Raw genomic sequence first — 20849 nt, 5'->3', positions numbered from 1 at the left:
CGTTGTGGTCCGCTCGCCKGGTTATGTCAACTCGCTACGTCGTCATGTTCCCGGGGGGAGTCATTGGAATTCGGCAGATCCAGGAGGGTCGGCTTGCTGAGCACCTGATTCGGGAAGCGTGAAGCGGCTGGCGTCGATGACCCGCGTGTACGAGATTGGGCACAGCGGGTCTGGCTTCTCGTTGAGTTGCAGAACCATCGGCGGGAAGGTCGGCAGGTTGGCATTGACGCACGCGACGAACATCGTCTCCGCGAAGTGCAAAAGGTGATTGACCATGCGCGGCATTTCGTCAGTGATCGAGCTTGGTCGTTCGCCTTCGAGATACCACACCGGAACATGGACTTCGTTCGTCGGTAGCATCTCGAAATTCTTGGTCACCAACGGCAGCCCTTTCGTCGTGCCGATGTGTTCCTGCCCGTTACGGAAATTCACGATGCGCGTGATGGCCGGAACCATTTTCCGGAACCATTGCACCATGTGATGCTCTTCGCCGAGCAGTGGTGCGATCTCTTTGTCGAGCAGGTAGTCCAAGTTGCTATGTATGCTGCCGAGCTTCCAGAAGTGCTGGGGGATCTGACAGATATCCGTGATGACGCGACGTGCGGGAATCAAGAACGCAGTGACCTTCGCGTCGAGATCTGCGACGATCGGGAAGTTCGCATACGTTCGGGCGTTTGCTGCCTGTTCCGTCTGGCCGAAACTCTCACACTGAGCGTGCACCGATTTGATAAGTTCGTCGGCCGCCTGTTCGCAGTGCAGGAGTGAAGTCTTGATCCGGTGCATGAGCTTGAGCGCCGCTTCTCTGCGTTCATCGTCCCGCAGTATCGTCCGGTGATGAAGCATGTCATGCGCCATGAGGACCGTGCGGGCAAYGATGGGCGACGAGGATCCGACGTCCGCTATCTTCACGTTGACGAACATAGCGTTCGGGTTCGTCCGACTGGGGTCGATGGATTCAGGTGTCTGCATCCTGAATGTTTCCTCGGGCGAATAGATCTCCATATGGTCCCCAAGCGGCACGAGGCGTTGAATCGCGCCGTCTTTCGTCGCAGGTACGTTGAAGCTGCCCCCGCCGTCCCGTGGGTACATCGGCACTTTATTTTTCGTCATCGTGATCCCCATTTGTTCGCGCACCCGTCAGTGTACAAGGACCACGCCCCGCCCCCTTTCGGTCTCGCGCCGGGGGTGACCCCGCGCGCGTGAGGGTGTGTGCATCAGCGCGAAAACGTAGACGACACGCTGCCCCGCCCGTATCTCGCGAAAATGATTGATAACGAAACCGCTTTCGAGCGCATGTTGTCGTGTGGTTGCCGCCGTAAACCGAAACGGAATCAAAAAACGCCGAAAATCTCCGGCTTTCGCTGCTATACGCCACCAGCGTAAACGGCCGCTTGCACCGAATAGACGTCGGGCTGCATGCGAGTGACCGTTTTACCTTCGGAAACGGCCTTTTAAACACAACGTCTTAAATAATGCAGCATAGTCGTCGTAGTACCTCGTTTGGTCTCTTCCATTGCTGGAAGCAGGCGTCGACTGCCGAGAGAACTTCTACGAGGGTGGCGAAGTACCGGTTATGTAACCCCAGGCGCCGTGTCAGTTTCCATACGCGTTCGATAGGCGCCAGTTGCGGGCTGTATGGTGGCAGGAACAACAACGTCATGTGCCGCCTGTATTTGTGCAGTAACGGTTTGAGCAGAACGGCATGGTGGTACTTGGCGTTGTCCAGGACCACGACGATGCGCTTGCCGCGACGTCGATGGCGGAGTAGTTGGCGAAGAAAGGATGCAAACGTTTCTGCGTTGAAGACAGGGCATACCTGCCAGACGAAGCGACCCGTGCTCAGACTGACGGCGCCAAAACATGCCACCGACTTTCGCGTCGGCGCATGCATCAACACCGGATCGCGGATTTCCGGGGCCACCCACATGCGACAGCGCGATCCGTGTTGCTGGAAATGGCATTCGTCCAGGCTCCATAACTCAATGTCGTCGCGCTTTGCCAGTCGCCGCAGTTTTTTTTACCGCCGCAACGCGAATAGGATCAGACTGGGCGACCTGCGGGCGCGGCTTGCGCAGCCGGAAACCCATCTGGCGAAACAGCCTCTGGCACTGCCGCACGCCCAGCTTGATGCCATAGCGCTGACGCAAGTGCTCCGATAGAACGGGCCCATCCCACAGGCCCGCTTCAAATCCGAAGTCGCGTGGTGTCTTGCGCAGATCCGCCTCGATGCGACGCCATTGCGAGTCATTCAACGCACGCGGGCGACCGGGCCGTTCACCTTCCCGCAATCCGTCGAAACCGCCCCGCTAGAAACGTCGGACCCATCGCTGAACTGTCGTGGCCGCTTGACCGAACATCTGGCCCACTTCAGTGCACGAGTAACCGCTGCTGACCAGCAGCACTCCGTGCAGGCGGTGGTCATACCGCGACTCCTCGCTTCGCTCGATCTCCTGTCGAATCGCCAACTGCATGATATGTGCGTCTGCAATCTCGAGTCTGCGCATGACTGCCTCTCCATTAGAGTAACCACGCAATCATACATGCTGCAATACTTATGTCGTCATGTTTAGAAGGAGGCATGTTCAGCGGCCGAGTTGGGTCGGGAAGATCCGTCCGAGGTGCATACGGCGGAGGTCCGACGGAGGTCCGTTCCCGGCCAGAAGCGGTCCATCGGTCGTGGGCGTAGGACAGCGGACGTTAGGTGCTGCTCTCGTCTTGCAGTTGACTACCCGGTAATCTATAAATTGATGTTGATGCGTGGCGCAGCACAACGTGGCGGTCATGCATCAGACTTGGGACCTGTGCGGAGACAAGACCCCGATTGGTCACCGTGCGAGCTGCGTCGGGAGATTGTGATGAGCCGTCGAGAAATTTTCGGGCGCGCCCTGGCGATTCTGGCCTTGGGCGTCGCCAGTCACCTATCCCTGGCGCAGGTGCCGCCCGATCTTGACGAAAAGCTCAAGGCGCTGGAACGAGTCGTTGACCCGTCGAGCACCGCCGCCCTATATGTGCCGCTGTTGAAGGCACAGTCTTATTCGGGAGTGCGTGTCTCGCGGGATCTGAACTACGGGCCGGCAGACAGCCAGAGGCTGGACCTGTTCGTACCCGCGACTGCGCTCCAGTCGCCGCGTGCCGTGCTGATCTTCGTGYATGGCGGCGGCTTCGTGCGCGGTGACAAACATGCGTCCGACAGCCCCTTCTACGACAACGTGATGCTATGGGCCGCGAGCCGCGGACTGATCGGCGTCAATCTCAATCACCGGATGGCACCGCAGAACTCTTGGCCAGCGGGCACCGAAGATCTGGGTCTGGCAGTGCGCTGGGTTCAGGAGAACATCGCCGCGCAGGGCGGCGACCCGAAGCGGGTCTTTCTCGTGGGTCACTCGTCCGGCGCGGTGCTCGTGGCCTCCTATGTCGCCCACCCACAGTTCTATGGACCGGTTGGCGTAGGACTGGCTGGCGCGGCGTTTCTCTCGGCGACCATCTTCGACCCCGCTACCGCCGAGATTAGCCCGGCGCTCAAGGCATATTTCGGCGACGACGTCAGCCGGTACGCGGAACGCTCGTCAGTGCCCGGACTTCAGCAGACACCGTTGCCACTCATGGTGGCAACCGCGGAACTCGATCCCGTCGCCGTGGAGCTCCAGGCGCTGCAGCTCCAGGACGCGCTCTGCAAAGCCAACCGCTGTCCAGCATTCACACGCTTCCCGGGACAGAACCACTTCTCTGAGGTTTTTTCGATCAACAGCCCCGACGATACAGTGGGCACGGGAATACTTGCGTTCATTCGCGGCGTTCGATAGCGCATGCCCCGGATGGCGATGCAGCCCACTCAGTTGGCGAAGGAAGACCCTGATTGAATCCTGTCACGATTGGCTATTCGTGACCGGTGCGCAACGGGCAATGTCCAGGATGCGTTTGCCACGCCGCGTCGAACGTCAGCTTTCCGAGAGTCCATATGACCGCAATGGGTCGGGAGCGGCCCCCCGACATTGGCGCGACCTAGCTGTTAGGCGACATGTAAAACTGGTCCGGAGGCTGCTGAACAGACGTGTCTAGGCAAGTATGGGCACTCGATCTCTGCCGTCGCAGCGCTACATGCCCAACAGGTTGTGTCAAACTCTTTTGTCGCACGATTTCTGCCTGAACTCTTTTTCGCTAGAGTGCGATCACGTGCGTCGCTAAGTGTCTGATTTTATTGGGCGCATTGTGTCAAACTCTATTGATCCCGCATACCGGCTTACTTGGTTCGCCAGATCACGCAGTTCACTGCTCGCCACAGGTACTGCAGATAAAGGCCTGGCGCTGTTGGTCAAAGAGATGCCCGACAGATCCGCGCGCCGAAGCTCGGTCTCGCCGCAATGCGAGCAGCACTTCGGACCAGGATCCAGCGTTGCCTCGTTGCATTCCGGGTTGGCTGTGAACGAACAACAAGCTCGGCATCCTCTTCCAAGATGGAAGGGTCGTGACTTCCAGGCAATATGGGGTGATGGCCCTGATGCGATTCAGCCAACCCATTCTGTAATCCCTCGCATTTGAAACTTCTTGTGACGCTAATGCCACGCAGAAATCATATTAAGATGGCCGATCAGAATATCGAATCTTGTATCCAGAGCATCCTGAAGCTTCCGCGTGAAAGCGAGGCAAGTTTCATTGGCCTTATCGAGGCCGATCCCAGACCAGCCTTTGTTTCGCTGCGCTTGTTTTATGTCGCCTCGTATCTGACATGTATGAGTGCTGTATTCCGGGCTCCTCAGCATGAGTTTGCCGAAGCCGTCGCTGGCCTTCTAGACGGATTTCAAGAATCAGCTCGCCAACACGGCGAACTGGACAACGACGGCTATGCGCATGGTTTGCACCGTTGGGTGTGTGAGATCGCCCGAGACATCCACGAGGATCTGGTCAATCTACCCAACCCAGGCGTTGTCGATGTATCTGGAGGAACGGCACTAGCTGCAATCATGAGAGAGCTTCGAAATGCCTATCTTGCTGATGCAGGAGAAGGAGCACAAATTCCGCCACTCGAATCAATGATGATGATTGCGCGTCTCAAGCCGATTCCCTCGACCGTCCACGCTAGCATTAGCAGCCAGGCTACGGCATGATGGTCTGCCTAATGAGAATAGGGATTCTTCCAGAGGGGGAGGTGGGGACAAAATTCCTGCATCGCCACGTCAGGGGATCGTCCAGTCTCACTCATCGCCACTAACCGGCGCTGGCGCACAACGCTGATTAATCGGAAAAGCATTGGAGCCTGCTCAGAGAATCGGTGAACCTCTCGGCCGCCGTTGCGCGATCTGTGGACGGCCGCTGGACAACGCCGACGATCCACTAAGCGTTGACTGTGGTGGAGATTGCCTGGGGTGCATGGCCGATTGCGGGCCTGCATTCCGATGCAGCCGATACGCTGGAAGCATCGCTGGCCGACCTGAAGAACCACGAATAGGAAAAAGGAATGAGCACCTATGTTGAACGCGCACTCTTCATCGTTGCGCCCAGAAACTTCGGCAAGAGCACGACTTTGCGATCGATGTTTCGCGACCATCGGCTTGGCACCGCAGGCAAGATTCCAAAGGCTCCGAAGTTGCCGGACGAGTACAGATTGGGCAACGAGCGTCGGCTATACCTTCGACTGACTTCGCCTCACGAGGCGAACGAAAGCCTTAAGGAGTTCCTGACCAAGACTAAGGGAAAAATGGCTGGCGGACGCTGGTGTTTCGCCGGACCATTGCACCCTGACGCGTTCAGGAGGATGCCGGACACTGTGACCACCATCAAGGGATTCATTCGGGAGTTCGAACCTGAACGCGTTCGCGTGGCCGTTCTGCATCCGAATCACCAACAGGGCGACCTGAGCGACTTCCTACCGGGCCAGTCTCGCGAACTCCTGAGCGAGTTGCACTCAATTGACGAACGAGTCGAAGTCATGAGCATTGATGTTCGAGTGCTCGATAGGAATGGGCTCCTTCTGGCCGATTTTTTTGACTTCACATGATGTCCTGCCGCTGTCTCGGTCTGAAGATCGACCAGGCCGCGCCCTAACGGATCGGAAAAGGACCTCGACGCGGTCGCCAGCCCCGCTTGTTAGCGGCGGTGTAAATCCGCGCATAAATGGCGGCACAAGGTTGAGCGTAAAGCGCAACAATAAAGGGGCCACAAGGGCCCCTTCCGTTGTCTGATGCGAGACGAATGTCAGAACGAGGTATCGCTCGGGTCGTAATCCGGGTCGCGGGTCTGGCGATCCCGCTGCATTTGTTCCTGGATCTGATGCAGATAGTGCTGGCCAATGACGTTGCGCAGATCGTCGAGTAACTCGAACACCGCGAGCGCCTGCTCGGGCGTCCAGTCGTCGGCGAGGGGGAACGGCACGCCGAACTGGCGGCCCGACGGTAGCAAAGGAATATGACTCATTGGGTGGCTCCTTTATCCTTGTTGATCTTCTTCGCACCGCGCTGCCGGGCGCGGTCTTCGGCGCGCTCGCGCGCCTCCTTTAGACGATAGGACTCGCCCTCGATCGAGATGACCTCAGCGCGATGCACCAGCCGGTCAACCAGCGAGACGACGCAGGCGGCGTTCGGGAACACCTCCGACCATGCCGAGAACGGTTTGTTGGTCGTGACGATGGTGGAACGGGTCTCATACCTGCGGCTGATCAACTCGAACAACAGGTCCGCATGACGATTCGAGTACGAGAGGTAGCCGACTTCGTCGATTAGTAGTACGTCGGGCGCTGCATAGTGATGCAGACGCCGGCGCAACGCGGAATCGCTGTCGAGCGCGGCCAGCTCGCCGAGCATTTCCCCGGCGGCCTTGAACAACACCGTATAGCCCTGGATGAGCGCCTGGTGCGCAACGTTTTGCGCAAGCGTGGACTTGCCCACGCCGTTCGGGCCGATGAACACAACGTTGCTCGCCTCCTTGACGAACGCGAGCGACATCAATTCCTCGACAGCCAGGCGATCAATGCGTTTGGGCCATTTCCAGTCGAAGTCGCCCATCGACTTGAACTTGCCCAGCCGCGCACCGCGGATGCGCCGCTGCAAGGATCGGTCTGTGCGCGCCTCTTCTTCCCACTGGAGCAGCGGCGCGACCCATTCGGCATCGCTTACCTCCGGCCAGTGTTCGACGAGCCCGTTCAGGCGCAGCGCCTGCGCCCGGGAGCGAAGGATTTCAGTGGGGTTCGGATTCGTTGTCATCGTCGGCAGTCGTCAGTTGATCGTAGGTGTCGAGCCGGTGCGGCTGCACCGGCGTGTCCTTGCGCCGCACATGCTCGGGTAGTGTCATTGCGACCGGCGGCGGTGTGCCGCTCGCGGTGCGCCGCCTCTCAAGTGCCAGGCGCACGGTATTCGCGTGCGGCACGCCCGCCGCGAGCGCGTCCTCGACCGCGGCTTGCAACTCGGCCGCGCCGTACCGATCGAGCAGACTCAGCAATGCGTTCGTGAGTGCGCCGAGGTTCGCGCCGCGCTCGGCCGCGCGCGTGAGCAGCAACTGGCTGGCCGGCACGGCCTTCGTCAGGCTGTTGACGCCACGATGCTGACGGGCCTGGCGCTTGCGTTCTTCGAGCTCGCGCAGGTGCTCAGACTGCTCGATCTGCGCGTCGCGATCATAGCTGCGAGGGTGACTGGCGATCACCTGGGCGCCGTCCAACACACGCACGCACAGCGGATCGGCGCGCACCGTCAGCGTGCGGCGCACATGCGTGTGCGGGATCGAGTTACGCGCAAGAGAGAAAAAATGGACATCAGCCAGAGCCTTGAAAATACTGGAATCAGCAGGCTGCCTGGTGTCCATAAAGTCAGCAGAAAAAATGGACACAACGACCGTCGGAATGTCCATCTTCAGTCGCAAGTTTCGCAGCTGATTTCGAGCGAAGATGCCCGCCGCAATCTAGCGCGGCTGCAAGGGCAGGACGCTACCGCCACGCAGCGCGGCCAGTTCCTTGCGCAGGCGGAACACCTGATGCAGCAGAGCAAGTTCACGAGCCAGCGATTCGTCAAGCTGTGCCTGCAGATCCTTCGCGTCGCCCTTTGCGCGGTTCAGACGCTCGGTGAGCTCGAGCTTCGGGCGCCCGGCCACTGCGTTGGCCGCGTCGATCGCTGCGATCAGTTCGGTGAACTGTGGGCGCGACTTCTTGATGCTGCCCTTCTTGCGGCCCGCCTCGATCGCCACGGTGTCGTTGTTGATACGCGCACCCTTGCGGTTCTTCAGCCGCTCAAGGGCGGCATAGTAGTCGGTCATGGCGCCGCTCATGCTGCCTCCGGTTTGATCAGTTTCTCCTGCGCGTCAAGCAGTCGTTGAAGCACCTGCGCCTCGATCCGGTATTCGACGCTCGTCTCATCGACCGCGCGCAGCTTCGCGACCGTAACCTGCTGCGCGTTGATCACGCGCCGAAGCTTCGATGGCACGACCACGAGGTTACGGCAGTCCGATTCAAGGCAATCCAGACGCATCCAGTCGAGCGGCGTCGACTTGCACTGCTCGACACTGGCGCAGCCGCCCAGCACCGTCTCGCGGTACGCCAGCTCGCCCTTCACGAACATCCTCACCGTCTGCTCGCGTGAGTAGACCGACACAGGCGAGGCCTGCACGGCACGGCTCTGCGTCCACGCTGCGTGGCCGCCGAACAGCCGCTCGTCAGAGAACAGCACCTGCTCGGCGTATGCAAGGTACTCGGACAGGCCCTGTGCCCCGGCCCATTCCTTCGCGAAGTGGGTCTTGTCGGCGTCGATGAAGCCCTTAGCGAATGCCGAGCCACGAGCGTAGTACATGCTCATCTCCTGCGTGACGTGCTGCAACTGACGTTTGAGCGTCGGCAGCGTCACGAGTCCGCTCCGATGGGCGTAGAGGGCCAGGGTACGGCGAAGCTGATGGCGCGTGAACGGCCACTGCTGCCCGACCGCGTACTTCGGCTCGTCTTCCCACGCGCGGTGCATGTCGACACGCTTCAGTTCAGCGATGTCCTCGACCGTGATTGTCGGGAAGACGCGCTCACGAAAGGCTTCGATATCGTTATGAACGGTACTCGCCGCCCGGTTTGCTACGTACCCCAAACGCAGCCCCATCCGGCAGAACAGCAGGTGCGAACCGTCCGTCGATTCGGCGTAGCCCTGCGCGCAGTGCGCACGGTGTGCCTCGCCCGACAGCCGTTGCGCGAGCCTGACGGCACGGGCAGCGAGCTGGCTGGTCACCCAGCATGCGCGCCTGGAACGACCGCCCGACAGCTTGGTCGTGATGCCCTCGATCGTGTAGTGCGTCACGCCATCCAGACGGGTCTCGCTCAGGCAGTTGTACGGCAGGTTCTCCGCTTCTGCCGCACGCATGCCGGTGAACGACAGGATGACAAGCTGGCATAGCCCGCCGATCGCCGCTACAAGAAACGACACAACGTAAGGGGAGTCCTTGCACCCGAAGTGCAAAGCAGTCCTCGCCAGTTCCACAGAGACGCCCGGCCTCTCTCCAGCGTACCTGCGTGCGAGGTAGTCCGACAGCATGTCAGCGACGCCCTCTGCGATGCTGAGGTCATGCTCACAGGCCGACAGGAAGTGCTGGTAGATCCGCGTCGGGATGACAGGGTGTTGTGAGTATCCAGCACGTTGCGCGAAGCGCTCGAGCAGAGGCTTGTGCAGTTGGCCCAGTGGTACGCGCAGCCCTGTGGTCCCGACGCCCAGACGGTGAAGCTTTACCAGAATCGAATGAAGGATCTGGGCCTTCGTCTCCATCCCGGTTTGCGCCGCATAGTCCAGAACAACAGCGACAGTGGACAGGCCCTCGTAGAGCGTAAGCTGACGTGCGGCGGCAAAGAACGCGAACGCCCTCAGGTGATTTGAACGAGCGTGTAGCGTACCGGACGCCGGGACCGTATCGGTAACTTCGTGCATCAGAAAGTACATCACCTGCTTCCACTGACGCGTAGTCGCCTCTGAAAGGGCGCGACTCGCGCCGTCAGGCAGGTGTCCCCTGAAATGGATGTGGGTGCGACGCAGTCCGATCGTATATGCCTGGATGTCCCAGGCGTCGTCACCAAACAGCGAAACCGCGTTTCCAGCCTTGTCGCGCGTGACGACCGTATCATCCTCGACCCGATACCAGTCGGGGCACTCAGCGATCGGTGAGATCAGCGTGTTGTTCATGCCACTCCCAATTCGTAAAGCTGGTCGAGCTTCGTCGACCAGAAAGCGTCCAGGTTCCCCTCAATATCAACGTCCTGCTCGATCTGATTGACCAGCGCGGCGTCGCGCTTACGCAGTTCATCCAGCAGGAAGTCAACGCGGCGCAGCACCGCGCCGAACGAGCTGTCGTACTGCTCGACCGATCCAGCACGCCCACTCACGAGCCTGATGCAGTGACGGCAGCCCAGCAGCTTGCGGATGTCGGTGGCGTCGGCGTGCACGCGGTACTGGTCGCAGAAGAGGCACCCTTCGGTCGAGCGGCAGTCAGGCTGCACGGTGACCGAGTCCGCGATCGGTGCAGGCTTGTGGAACCCGATGCAGATGCCCACCGCGCCCCTGATGCTGCCAGCTGGGTCGTCGCCGGGCTTCAGCACGGTCTTCTCGACCGAAGCGAGGAACGCGCCCATCTCAGCCTTGTGCGCGGCATCCGTACCGTTGGAGTACGAGCGCAGCGCCGTGACCAGCGAGTGCCCCATCAGCGTGGCTGCGACGACAGGGCCGTGGTTGCTCACCGCCCAATCCTGTTTCACCGCACGCCATTGACGTGCGCTAATGCGTGGCAGCACGATCCCGAACGTGTCGAGTCGACGGTAAAGCTGAACCAGAAACTGGGGTGAGAGACCCACTGGCTGTCGTCTCTGTGCAGAACACCCGACTACCATGAACAGTCCGTCGTAGTCTGCGTCCTGCACCAGATACTCGCGCAATGCCAGATACGCCTTGAGCTTCGGCATGAAGCCCAGCGAGACGGTGAACGTAACGTCCCTACCGCCTGCACGGTACTTGACCTCACGAAACTTCTGACGTGCAACCGACGCATCCTGCAGGCTCGCGGCAAACTCCGGGCTCCACCTCATGGCCAGCAGTTGTGCGGGGTTGACGCCCGTTTCGGCCAGAAACAGCGCGGCAAAGCAAAAGACCGCCATCGAAGCATGTGAGCGACGGATCGGTGACTGCGCGTCCTCGTTCGCCGCCGCAAAATGTTTAGCCGCACGCGTCGCGATGTCCCCCGAACGCTTAAAAGGGTTTTTAGCGCCAGCCTCCGCCATGCGCATCGTGAGTTCTTCCCGGGTGCGCGGCTCTCCCGTTTCCAGATTCCAGCCGGCCAGGCCGTGCGAGCCGTCGCCTTCGCGACGATGGTGTCTGTACGGAACAAGGCAAAGACTCTCACCTCGCGCGGTAGTCACGTGCACCGGGTACGGCTTGAAGTCGAGCACCAGCGTGCTGATGCCGCTGAAGAGCGCGTCAGCCCACGCGAGCAGGGCGGCTTGTGYCCCGGCGTCAGGCACAGCCGTCGGCACAGAAGCATCCAGTTGACGGCGTAGCACCTTCTCATCGGCGCAGAAGTCGTCGTTTCGAAATAACTCACGTAGCATCGACAACAGATAACGCTGATTGGTGCCGACGGAATTGCGCTTCAGGTTGCCCAGCGAGACCTGTTCGCGCTTCTCACGGAAGTAGCGATGAACGGCCTCCGCCGTAGCCTTCTCGTGACAAAGCGTCTGATGCAAGCCCTGCCTGTCGGCCCAGTTGACGAACTCAAGCACGACGCGCAAATACATGGAGATCGTCTCCGGGCGCCTCGTGCCAAGGGTCATACGCCCGGAAATCTGGGTCACCAGCAGGCGCACGACCCTGGCGCGTTCGCTGCTGAAGCTTGAGTGCTCGAAAGTGTGTCGCGTGCGCTGCGGACTTGACGTGTCACGCGTCAGATAGCAGATCTGACCGATATCGGAACGGCTGTTGGTGCCTTCCCACTTGAGCAGCGCGCGCTCGGGGTGCAGCAGTGTTGTGCCCTCCGCGAGCGGCATGTGCACTTCCTCGTACTGGCGACTCATGCTGCCACCGCCGTGTCGAGGGTGCGCGCAACCAGCGTCGACAGATGCGCGCCCCAGCCGTCCTGTACCGCGTCGAACAGCTTGCAATTCTCGCGGTAAGCGAGGTAGCGCTCGGTCGTAGACGGTTGTACGTGCCACATCAACTGCCGCAACTGATCGAGCGCCCGCGTGTACTTCGTCTCATTCGCTGTCATCGTGTCGACCATGTTCAGCCCGAAGGTGGCGCGCAGGTCGTGGAAGCTGAACTCGTACCTGGGGTTGCCAAGCTGCACGCGCATCACGGGCAACAGTTCGTCCCTGATGAACTGGCGCACGGCCTGCCCGGTCTTGACATGGCGGCGTACCTGCGGGCCAGCGCTGAGCGGGGCACGCGACGCGCGATCCTCGTAGAGTGGCGCACCGCGATGGCTCAAAAAGAGCGGCTGGTCGGGATGATCGCCGCCGTCTGCCAGCTGGCGACGCTTGCGAGCACGATCGCTGTGCACGTAGATGTACAGCCGCTCGTACAAACCGCGCGGCAAGTGCAACACGCCCTTGACTCCGCCCTTCGTGTCGATGCCCGTACCCGGCCCGCAGGCGAGACGGATGTCGTCGCCGTGATACCCGCCAGGCTTGCGCATCACGTGTTTCGCTCGCACGGTCAGTACCGTCTGGATACGAGCGCCTGTCAACAGCGCGAACAGATGARCGAGCGTCATCTCGGTGTTGCCGAGTGCGGCTAACGATTGGAGCAGCACCGACTGCTCGGAAGAGGACAGTGGGCGCAGGCGACCGCCGTCCTGAATGTGATCGTCCCACGGGTCTTCGGCGCGCCGACCACTGATCGACAGGTCGGTAGTCTTGACCTCGACCGCGCGGCTGAAGCCCTTCTGGTCCTTGAACTCGATGAAACGGCCAGATTCGACCCACGGCGCGTTTGCGGGCCTGAAGCCTGCTTCGGCCATGAGCCAGCGATAGAAACGCACCACGGCACCCATACGACGCCTGGCAACGCCCGGAGACAGTTCGCCTGCCTGCACAGCCAGCCTGATCGAGGCGCTGTAGCGGTAGGTGGGCCGTTGCCGTTTGTTCGCGGGGAACATCAGCCAGTCGACGTCCTCGTCATCGAGATAACGACGGAACGCCACCAGGTCGTCTGCGATGCTGGCGAACGTCAGCATGTTTGGCGACGACTTCGACTCCATCATATCAATGAGCCAGACGTTTGCCTCAGCCCACGGCGCGCCGTCAGCGAGCCGGACAACGGGAAAGAGAGGGAAAGTGCCTGCGATCCACTGCGGGCGGGCGTCGCGTCGCCTGCCGGTGTCAGGGTCTGCGAGTGGGACCGTGTGATAGATAGTGCCGCCCTCGGAGGCGGTGATGCTGACCGGCGTCGCACCGGGTGTGTCGCGGTCAACGACCTCGGTCAGCGGCAGTTGCCGGATGGTCGTTCGTCTTGCTGTCATCGTGCAGATCCTCTGCTGTGTTTGTGCGGGTGTCCGCTTTAACACAGCCTGCGAGTATCCGGAAATCGTTCTTCACTTGCGCATATCGAGTAGTCGTTCAGGTCGAAGCGCACGTAGGGCGTCTTGCCGACCTTGACCTCAAGCTGCTCCTCCACGGGATACGGGTTGTCCGGCAGCGCCAGCAGCAGTGGCTGCTCCTTCTCGAAGGCCTCACGTACCGTCATGGCGCGATCCTCAGGACATGGCCGGTCGGCCGCCTGGTTGCGGCACCAATGCTCGGCCTGTGCGTTTAGATCGTCCAGACCGGTGAAGGTACGCGCCGCGAAGAACGCGTCGCGTACGTGGCGAATGGCCCGCTCCACGCGACCTTTTTCATTACCGCGCGCCACCGCCACCGGGCGCGGCTCGAACCGGTAATGCGCGGCGAACGAGAGCAGCGTCGGGTGGAAGCGGATCGCATCGCCCTGACGTTCGAGCAYCGCGCTCTTGAGATTATCGTAAAGAATGACCTTGCCTAAACCACCCCAGTGGGTGAAGGCCCCGACGTGGCCGCGCAGGAAGTTCTCCATCCGGGCGTCGAGACAGAAACGCAGATAGATGTCGCGCGAGTACGAGAGCACCATCACGAAGGCCATCAGCGGCCGGCGTGCCCGGCCAATCTCCATGTGGCCGAAGTGCGCCCAGTCGCATTGAATCTCCTCTCCCGGTAGCGTGCGCAGACGAAGGAATGCTTCGGCGATCGGGCGCGGGCGGTACTGCGCGATCAAATGCCGGAAGTGGTCCGGCGCACCCTTGTATCCACGCTCGCGAACCATCGAGTACAGGCGGCTGGCTCTGAGCGAAGGGAACTTCTCCAGCGTCTGCCGGATGAACGCCAGGTACGGCTCGATCATCGACGGGCGCGGCGGCGGTCCGTGCCGCGGTAGCCCAGCATGCGCAAGCACACGCTGCACCGTCTCGTGATGCACGTGCAACTGCTTTGCGATGGTGCCGCAGCGCCACTTCTCGACGTGGTAGTAGCGCAGGATCTGCGCCTCTAGTTCAGCTTTTATGGTCATCAGGGACTTCTCCGCGTTCGAAACGATAAGTACGACGCGGACCACGACGACGCAGATGGCCTGTGCGCACGAACGGTGGCAGCGGGCAGCCGCAGCAGTGACAGCACTGCGTTGCCGGCACCGCCGTCGCACGATCGCCTGCGTCAACTGCAACGGCGACGTCTGTCGGGTCCGGTCGCAGTACATCATTCGCAGGGGGAGTGGGTGAACCGTGATGCGTCACGATCTCTTGTTGAGCCCGGTGGCGTCGGGCTCGCGCAGCGTGGGCAAAGCGCCCGCGACGGCTACGCTGATAGCGCCGGCCGGCTTCGCGCACGTTGGCGCGGCGGGCCTCTGCGGCACAATCACGGCAATAGCGATTGCCGCGGTCACAGCGGCGGCAAATGAAGACCTGCGCCCGGCAACAGGCACACATGAACAGGCGGCCCGTGGGCTGCATCGACGCTCCTTGATGAACGCCGAAGGCCATCGACAGACCGCACCTGCCATGCAATACTTGGCGCGCACGTGCGCTCCGGACCCAATATCCGGAATCGGTGTCGGCGCGGTATCGGTTTGACTCGCGAGGTCTGTGTGGCCGATGCCGCGCCGGTTGTTTCCTCGGCGACCCCCCTTTTTATCACGCGCCAGACTGTCCACATGCGCCGCGACGCTGGGCGCGTCTCCAGTCGCCCTACGGGCTCCCTACGACGCGCCCAGCGTCAAAACCTTTTCCATCGTTACTTGGTATCGCAACGCCGCCGGCATCGGACGCCGCCAGATTTACGCGGATTTACACCACCATCGACACCGCTGGTGCGTATCGGGCTGGTGGTGGCGGACACCTTCACGATGGTGGGAAGCAAGCCGCGTCCGACCTACTACGTATCGCCCCTGCAGCGGCGGCTGATGCAGCTCGCAACGATAGAAGGGGCGCTGGGCGCTTAGGCTCATTCGTGATTGCCTGAAGCTCGGCAGTGAGGCGTTCCTCACGCTGCAGACGCAGACCGATGAGGCCCGCCCGACGATTTGACGCCGGACGCGTCGTGAGCGCCGAGGCCATTGCTTCCACCGTCTGGGTCGCCCGCCATGCGCTCACGCGCGCGATGCGCGACGCCGACCGGGATGATCTCGCCGACCATGTCGCCTTGGCCGTCGAAAGCCTCGACGTGGCTCGCGCTACTGCGGTGCGAGCCGCCGGCGTCGCCCGAGGCGTTCGACCATGCTGGACAGGTCGCGATCGCGCAGATCACGGCGCTGCAGTTTCATGCGCTGGACAGGGAGACCAGCGATGCGGTGCGGGACGTGCTGTGGATCCTGCAGCACGTCCATGCCGCCGGCGTGGCGCAGTAGGCGATACTGCGAAGCGCAGCAGGCGGGCGGTCCCGCGCGGCATAATGGCTCCTCATCGCGCCAGCGCACCGCACTCTGAGGAAGACACCGTGAGCATCGCCCAGTCCCACTACAACCTGCTGGTCAGCGCCCACGACGAGGCTTGGGAAGGCCTTTCGTGGAGCGTGGACAAGGACCGGCTCTTCGAATACACCAGCGACATCGTCCGCAATCGCTTCCTGCCGCTCAGCGATGACACGTTTCATGTCCTGCAGTCGCTGCCCACGGTCTTCGCATACGAGCGCATGTGCCGCAAGGCGGCACGCGTGGGTCGCATCACCGGGATCTCGCACCGTAACGATGGCTATGGCGTGGCCTTCGAGTTTGATCCGGACATCGCGCCCATCGCGCCCGAGCAGCTCGAAGCCCTGCAGCACCCGCTCGATATCGAACGCAGCTTCGAGCTGAACCGCACGCACTGGGCGGTCAAGAACGTCGCGCTGGCGAGCGTGCTCCAGCAAGCGGGATTGCTCTTGCCCTCGGCGACGCTCTTTGCACCCAAGGCACCGATCGTGTTTCTATCGTATTCCCACGACTCGGTCGCGCACAAGGCGTGGGTCGCCCAGCTCGGCATGGACTTGCGGGCCTACGGGATCGAGGTGTTGCTGGACCAGTGGGACACGCGGCCGGGGGATGATCTCGCGCTCTTCATGCGGCGCGGCGTCATGCAAAGCGATTACGTCGTGATGGTCTGCACCGAGCCCTATGTGAGCAAGATTCTCGGCAACATGGGCGGCGCAAGCTTCGAGCACATGCTGGTGATGGGGCAGCTCATGCAGGAATTGGGCACCAGCAAGTTCATTCCCATAATCCGCCAGACCGCCATGCCGCGCCAACTGATTCCGGCGTTGGCCACGCGCGCCTATGTCGACCTGTCCACCGATCTCCAGTACCGCGAACGCGTCGAGGAGCTGGCGCGCGGCATCCACAACCAGCGCCCGGCGCTGCCGCCGCTGGGCCGCCCGCCGGTGCCACCACCGCCTGTCCGGTAGGAGTACCCCCAAACCATAGGAAAAGCACATGACCTCACTGACGACCGCCGATGCTCTGCGACTCGCGATCAACGTGCTACGCGACGCAGCAGAGTCCCGCACCGTCGAGTGCCGAGCTGAACGAAGCGACTGCGGGGCTGCATGCCGATGCAGCCGATACGCTGGAAGCATCGCTTGTCGACCTGAAAGACCACGAATAGGAAAAGGCAGCGCTACCCGAGTCGTCGCGCACTATCCTTGGATAGGCGCTAAGCGTCGCTTCTCTACTTGCCAGCAGTCGGTACCTTGCGCGCTCGTGTACTGGTCCCTCCCGTCTTTTCGGCTTCCCCGCTCGGCTCGCCCAGGCCCTCGCCCCTCGCGTCATCCTGGACGCGCCGCTGCTTCAGCTCGGCCTGCGCAGCACTGGCCAAGCCCACCGATTCGACCAGGCGTTCGCGCGTGAGCTGATGTGCGGCGATCGCATCAGCGAGGTCCTTGCGGGTCTGCTGTTCTCGTTCTTCCGCACGTGCAAGGCGAGCTTCCGCTTGCTGCTGGGCGGCCTGTTCGCCGGCGCGCTGCGCTTCGGCAACGGCGGCCAACTTCTCTGCCTCAACTCTGGCTGCTCGGGCCTRCTCCAACTGCTCGCGTAGATCGGCAGCTTCACGCTCCAGGCGCGGCACCGCTTCCAACCGTAGCTCGGCTTGGGCGAGGATTCGCCGCACACTTGCCATCTCCTCACGGCCGCGCTCTGCTTCCTGCTGTAGGCGTGAGATTTCTTCCGCTTGCTCACTAGCCTTCCCGACCAAGGTGTCACGCTCAGAAGCCAACTGAGCTAGCTGCTCCTGCAGCTTCGTCAGCTCCGCCTCCATCGCCTCGCCGCGCGCCGCGTACTCTGCCAGATCCCTCTGCGCAGCGGCCAATTCGGCGTTGGCCTCGGCACTGGCTTCCTCTGCCACTTTGGAGAGCTCGGCGCCCAGCGCGGCCAACAGGCGAGGATTCGGCTCGGGCAGCGCGCGTGCGGCCGGCTTTTGCCGGCCCTGCCAGGCGGTCCAATGCCGATGAATGGCATTGGGGCTGCCGCCCCCCAGGCGTTCGCGGACCGCACGGAGGGTCGGCTTCTGTTGCTCGGCCACCAGTTCCTCTGCGGCCGCTTTGACTTCTTCGTAGCTGATGCCAGGACGCGCCATGAGACATGCTCTCCGTTCGATATGATATGAGTTAATAATATCATATCAAAATGATATGATATCAGCTGTGCGTGAGTGAGATAGCGGCGCAAATGCCCTATTCCAGCGCGTGACTGCCGGGTGGTCCACAGCCAACGCCAGAGATCGGCGGCTACCCCATCGCCCGTTGGAATCGCCCGGGCGCGACCGCGCCGGGTCGCTTGATCTTCACCCAGTCGGGCGAGCGAACGCCGACTTGGTATGTACTGTCTGCGCGCTTCCCAACAATCCCTTTGAGACTGAGTGCAAAGGCTTGCTCGAAAAGCCAATGGCCGTCGAGCTCCTTCCGAGGCGGCCCGGGTGACGGCGGACAGGATGAGCACTCCCACTACGGCGCCCCTCGCCCTGGGCGGAGGAGCAACTACTTTCTGCTGGTGCACGTACGAAGCATCGTGGTATCAAGTCGACTAGCCGGGGCAGAGCCGTCTGGCGACCATACCAACTCGAACGCAAGGGATTCGTGAACACCGCTTCGACGAACCGCCCGCCGATCTGGCAACTCATCCGCGACACGATCGCCCCGCTCGGGCGCGAGGTGACGTACGCCGAGGTCAAGCAACTCCTGTGGGTCCAGTACCCGGACCTCAAATCCGAGACCATCAACTGCCAGCTCATCATTTGCTCGGTGAATGCGCCCTCCCGAGTGCACTACCCGGAGAACAAGAAGCCGCGCCTGGCCAACGGCCAATACGACTTCCTTTACAACATCGGGCGCGGCAAGGTCGTGTGGTACAACCCGGCGAAGCACGGAGCGTGGGAAATCGCCAAAGCGGCCGACGGTGCGCTCAGCGTGCACCGCTGCGACGACACGCTGGACAGCATTGCTGACGAGGAGCCGGAGGCCATGGACGCTGGTCCGGACCCCTACGGATCCGGCCTGTTCGCGATGGAAGCGCATCTGCGCGACTACCTGGCGAAGAATCCGCCGACCCTGCCGGGGCAGGCCGCTCCGCTTCGCCTGTTCGTGGACGACGAGGGCCGCGACGGCGTGGAGTACCAGACCGCGCTTGGCCCGTTGGACCTGCTGTTCGTCGACTCCGCGGGCGACCTTGTGGTGTTCGAGCTGAAACTCGACGGTGGGCCGGACAAGGCGCTGGGGCAGATCCTTCGCTACATGGGCTGGGTCGAGAAACACCGCGCCCAGGGAAAGAAGGTGTGGGGCGTGATTGTCGCCTCGTCGATTTCCGAAAAGCTGCTGTACGCGGCGACGCAGGTGTCGCACGTCCGGTTGCTGGAATATCAGCTCGCCGTGTCGCTGCACCCGGTCGCGTTGCAACTCCAGTCCGCATGATCGGGCGGCCCGCATGACCCTGAACTATCTGCTTTCGTACCTCTCCCTCGTCGACCTGAGCGATGCCCAAGTGTCGCGCTTGTCCCTGCTCGCGACCATCGTCGCCGCCGTCATCACGGCGATCATCGCCGTGCTCGCGCTGGCTCGCCCGCTGCTCTACCAGAAGAGCGCGGCCCTGCTCGAGCACGCCAAACTGTCGCTGGAACGGGCCTACGCCGCGTTGACGGTGGACGGCACCCAGCTTCGGCCCGTGCCGGCCGACCGCCTGAACTGGCTGACCGCGGCCCGCCACATCGAAACGTACAAGGCCCTCAAACGTCGGATCCGCGCCGGCGTGCATCGCGTCATTGCGGACGACCACGAGGAGCACTGGCGACACCAGTTCTACCTCGCGCTCAATATGCACAACGTCCACGACGCAGGCTACTATCGTGAGGTCCAGGCACCGCGGGAGCAGCGTCGAAGCGGGCTTTCCCCCGAGTCTGTGCTCATTGTTTATGGGTTCGCCAGTTGGCCCGAGGGGCGCCCCGATCCGACCGAGGAGGCCGACCTGGCCGAGATCTTCCGTACCACCGACCCTCGGCCGGGCAACATTGGCTTGACCACGTTCCTCAACGACTTCCCCCAGTTCCGCGACGTGCCGAGGCACCGCCCCGCACCGTCCACGCGCTGGTCCCGTCTGCGGGAACGAATTCGCCGCTGGAGGCGCCTGTGACAACGGTGGATACGCACCGCTGGGCGCACGGCTATCAGGATGTGCTCACGTTCAAGCACGGGATGCAGGTTCGTGCGTTCCTGCGCGACGTCGTGGAGCCGTCGCTCGCCGCGCTCGACACGGACATCGCAGCGTGGGCGGCCAGCAACGAAGGCGGCGCCCCGTTCGCCCACGCGGACGCGCAGGCCCTCCTGCAATCGACGGTCGAAGCGTTCTGTCTGGCCATCCAGTCGTTGTGGGAGCGCCAACTCCGCAGCTATTTGCGGGGCTGCGTTACATTCCCACCAGGCGATCTAGTTCTTCTCAACAGGATCGCCAAGGACGCATGGCCGCAGGTGCAGCGGCATTTCGAAAGCTTGCGGGGCATCCCCATGACCGCCTTCGACAGCTTTGCTGTCCTTGACCTGCTGCAGCTCATCGGTAACGCGTGCCGGCACGGCGACGGGCCGTCGTCGAAGACGCTCTTCCGGGAGCATCCCCTTCCCAATCCCGGGCCAAACCTTGCCGGCGGATCCGCCGCCACCCTCGTTCAGCAGCGTGGCCATCCCGCGCGAGTTGCTTCACCGCTTTGCGGACGCTGTGGCCTGGTTTTGGGAGGACATTGAGGTTATCTACTTGAACAGCATCCAGCCGACGAACGACGGCGTGCAACTGCGCCTGGCGGAGTTGTGTCGGGCGCGCGCGGCGCGGTCGCTCGACACCACCCCCGCTATGTCATTACGGAAAACGCGCGTGGTATGTCCGCGATGATGCTCTTACCTAGGG

Annotated in this window: 22 protein-coding genes; 9 read left to right on the top strand and 13 right to left on the bottom strand. The window is 62.0% G+C overall.

All coding sequences use genetic code 11. The features are described 5' to 3' along the window. Window positions 1-60: 60 nt before the first annotated feature. The 4 genes from AC1DKD_RS12595 to AC1DKD_RS12580 form a co-directional block, all read right to left on the bottom strand. Complete coding sequence (locus AC1DKD_RS12595; protein WP_477143341.1) at window positions 61-1110, bottom strand: hypothetical protein; 1050 nt, start codon at window positions 1108-1110, stop codon at window positions 61-63. Window positions 1111-1465: 355 nt separating this feature from the next. Continuing rightward, window positions 1466-1969, bottom strand: a complete 504-nt coding sequence (locus AC1DKD_RS12590; protein WP_267606345.1) for an IS630 family transposase — start codon at window positions 1967-1969, stop codon at window positions 1466-1468. Between the two features lie 10 nt (window positions 1970-1979). Further along, window positions 1980-2252 carry a winged helix-turn-helix domain-containing protein gene (locus AC1DKD_RS12585; RefSeq protein ID WP_477103814.1) on the bottom strand — a complete coding sequence of 91 codons (273 nt, stop codon included), beginning with the start codon at window positions 2250-2252 and terminating at the stop codon, window positions 1980-1982. A gap of 54 nt (window positions 2253-2306) precedes the next feature. Beyond that, the gene (locus AC1DKD_RS12580) at window positions 2307-2471 is read right to left on the bottom strand and encodes a helix-turn-helix domain-containing protein (RefSeq protein ID WP_477103844.1); all 165 of its coding nucleotides are present in this window, start codon (window positions 2469-2471) and stop codon (window positions 2307-2309) included. Between the two features lie 384 nt (window positions 2472-2855). Between AC1DKD_RS12580 and AC1DKD_RS12575 the strand changes: the two genes are divergently transcribed. The 3 genes from AC1DKD_RS12575 to AC1DKD_RS12565 all read left to right on the top strand — a co-directional run bounded on the left by AC1DKD_RS12575 (window position 2856) and on the right by AC1DKD_RS12565 (window position 5995). Further along, complete coding sequence (locus AC1DKD_RS12575) at window positions 2856-3803, top strand: alpha/beta hydrolase (RefSeq protein ID WP_477143340.1); 948 nt, start codon at window positions 2856-2858, stop codon at window positions 3801-3803. A gap of 777 nt (window positions 3804-4580) precedes the next feature. Then, window positions 4581-5105, top strand: coding sequence for a hypothetical protein (locus AC1DKD_RS12570; protein ID WP_477103813.1), 525 nt, complete (start codon window positions 4581-4583; stop codon window positions 5103-5105). Window positions 5106-5455: 350 nt separating this feature from the next. Beyond that, window positions 5456-5995, top strand: a complete 540-nt coding sequence (locus AC1DKD_RS12565) for a hypothetical protein (RefSeq protein WP_267600237.1) — start codon at window positions 5456-5458, stop codon at window positions 5993-5995. Between the two features lie 197 nt (window positions 5996-6192). On the opposite strand, the gene AC1DKD_RS12560 is transcribed toward AC1DKD_RS12565, so the two are convergent. Genes AC1DKD_RS12560 through istA form a run of 8 tightly spaced genes read right to left on the bottom strand, consistent with a single transcriptional unit; the run spans window position 6193 to window position 14510 of the window. Beyond that, entirely contained in the window at window positions 6193-6411 is a 219-nt protein-coding gene (locus AC1DKD_RS12560; RefSeq protein ID WP_477143339.1) for a hypothetical protein, read from the bottom strand. Then, complete coding sequence (istB, locus tag AC1DKD_RS12555; RefSeq protein WP_477143338.1) at window positions 6408-7196, bottom strand: IS21-like element helper ATPase IstB; 789 nt, start codon at window positions 7194-7196, stop codon at window positions 6408-6410. The genes AC1DKD_RS12560 and istB overlap by 4 nt, the downstream gene beginning before the upstream one ends. Further along, window positions 7171-7836 carry a Mu transposase domain-containing protein gene (locus AC1DKD_RS12550; RefSeq protein WP_477143337.1) on the bottom strand — a complete coding sequence of 222 codons (666 nt, stop codon included), beginning with the start codon at window positions 7834-7836 and terminating at the stop codon, window positions 7171-7173. The genes istB and AC1DKD_RS12550 overlap by 26 nt, the downstream gene beginning before the upstream one ends. A 51-nt stretch (window positions 7837-7887) precedes the next feature. Then, window positions 7888-8238, bottom strand: a complete 351-nt coding sequence (locus AC1DKD_RS12545) for a hypothetical protein (RefSeq protein ID WP_477143336.1) — start codon at window positions 8236-8238, stop codon at window positions 7888-7890. Between the two features lie 8 nt (window positions 8239-8246). Next, a complete protein-coding gene (locus tag AC1DKD_RS12540) occupies window positions 8247-10130 on the bottom strand; it encodes an integrase (protein ID WP_267600167.1) in 1884 nt (627 codons plus the stop codon). Further along, window positions 10127-12007, bottom strand: coding sequence for an integrase (locus AC1DKD_RS12535; RefSeq protein ID WP_477143335.1), 1881 nt, complete (start codon window positions 12005-12007; stop codon window positions 10127-10129). The genes AC1DKD_RS12540 and AC1DKD_RS12535 overlap by 4 nt, the downstream gene beginning before the upstream one ends. Beyond that, entirely contained in the window at window positions 12004-13452 is a 1449-nt protein-coding gene (locus tag AC1DKD_RS12530; protein ID WP_477143334.1) for a site-specific integrase, read from the bottom strand. Before AC1DKD_RS12530 ends, AC1DKD_RS12535 begins: the two co-directional genes overlap by 4 nt. Window positions 13453-13490: 38 nt before the next feature. Then, window positions 13491-14510: an IS21 family transposase gene (istA, locus tag AC1DKD_RS12525; protein ID WP_477143333.1), complete on the bottom strand. Its 1020-nt coding sequence runs from the start codon at window positions 14508-14510 to the stop codon at window positions 13491-13493. Window positions 14511-15305: 795 nt separating this feature from the next. On the opposite strand from istA, the gene AC1DKD_RS12520 reads away from it, so the two are divergent. The 3 genes from AC1DKD_RS12520 to AC1DKD_RS12510 all read left to right on the top strand — a co-directional run bounded on the left by AC1DKD_RS12520 (window position 15306) and on the right by AC1DKD_RS12510 (window position 16873). Beyond that, window positions 15306-15437: a hypothetical protein gene (locus AC1DKD_RS12520; RefSeq protein WP_477143332.1), complete on the top strand. Its 132-nt coding sequence runs from the start codon at window positions 15306-15308 to the stop codon at window positions 15435-15437. Between the two features lie 177 nt (window positions 15438-15614). Then, window positions 15615-15842, top strand: coding sequence for a hypothetical protein (locus tag AC1DKD_RS12515; RefSeq protein WP_477103812.1), 228 nt, complete (start codon window positions 15615-15617; stop codon window positions 15840-15842). Window positions 15843-15931: 89 nt separating this feature from the next. Further along, on the top strand, window positions 15932-16873 hold the full coding sequence (locus AC1DKD_RS12510) for a toll/interleukin-1 receptor domain-containing protein (protein WP_477103811.1): 942 nt from the start codon (window positions 15932-15934) through the stop codon (window positions 16871-16873). 263 nt (window positions 16874-17136) lie between these two features. On the opposite strand, the gene AC1DKD_RS12505 is transcribed toward AC1DKD_RS12510, so the two are convergent. Beyond that, window positions 17137-18039 (bottom strand): DNA-binding protein, encoded by a 903-nt coding sequence (locus AC1DKD_RS12505; protein WP_477143331.1) that lies wholly within the window; start codon window positions 18037-18039, stop codon window positions 17137-17139. A 499-nt stretch (window positions 18040-18538) separates the two neighbouring features. Between AC1DKD_RS12505 and AC1DKD_RS12500 the strand changes: the two genes are divergently transcribed. The 3 genes from AC1DKD_RS12500 to AC1DKD_RS12490 are packed head-to-tail and all read left to right on the top strand — an operon-like array spanning window position 18539 to window position 20689. Further along, on the top strand, window positions 18539-19369 hold the full coding sequence (locus AC1DKD_RS12500) for an endonuclease NucS domain-containing protein (RefSeq protein ID WP_477103809.1): 831 nt from the start codon (window positions 18539-18541) through the stop codon (window positions 19367-19369). 13 nt (window positions 19370-19382) lie between these two features. Continuing rightward, the gene (locus AC1DKD_RS12495) at window positions 19383-20084 is read left to right on the top strand and encodes a hypothetical protein (protein WP_477103808.1); all 702 of its coding nucleotides are present in this window, start codon (window positions 19383-19385) and stop codon (window positions 20082-20084) included. After that, window positions 20081-20689: a hypothetical protein gene (locus tag AC1DKD_RS12490; protein WP_477103807.1), complete on the top strand. Its 609-nt coding sequence runs from the start codon at window positions 20081-20083 to the stop codon at window positions 20687-20689. Before AC1DKD_RS12495 ends, AC1DKD_RS12490 begins: the two co-directional genes overlap by 4 nt. The last annotated feature ends 160 nt before the right edge of the window (window positions 20690-20849 follow it).

It is taken from the genome of Cupriavidus sp. 05T313 (assembly GCF_056396665.1).
Note: the sequence above shows the minus strand (reverse complement) of the source record. Positions and strands in the feature narration are given on the sequence as shown.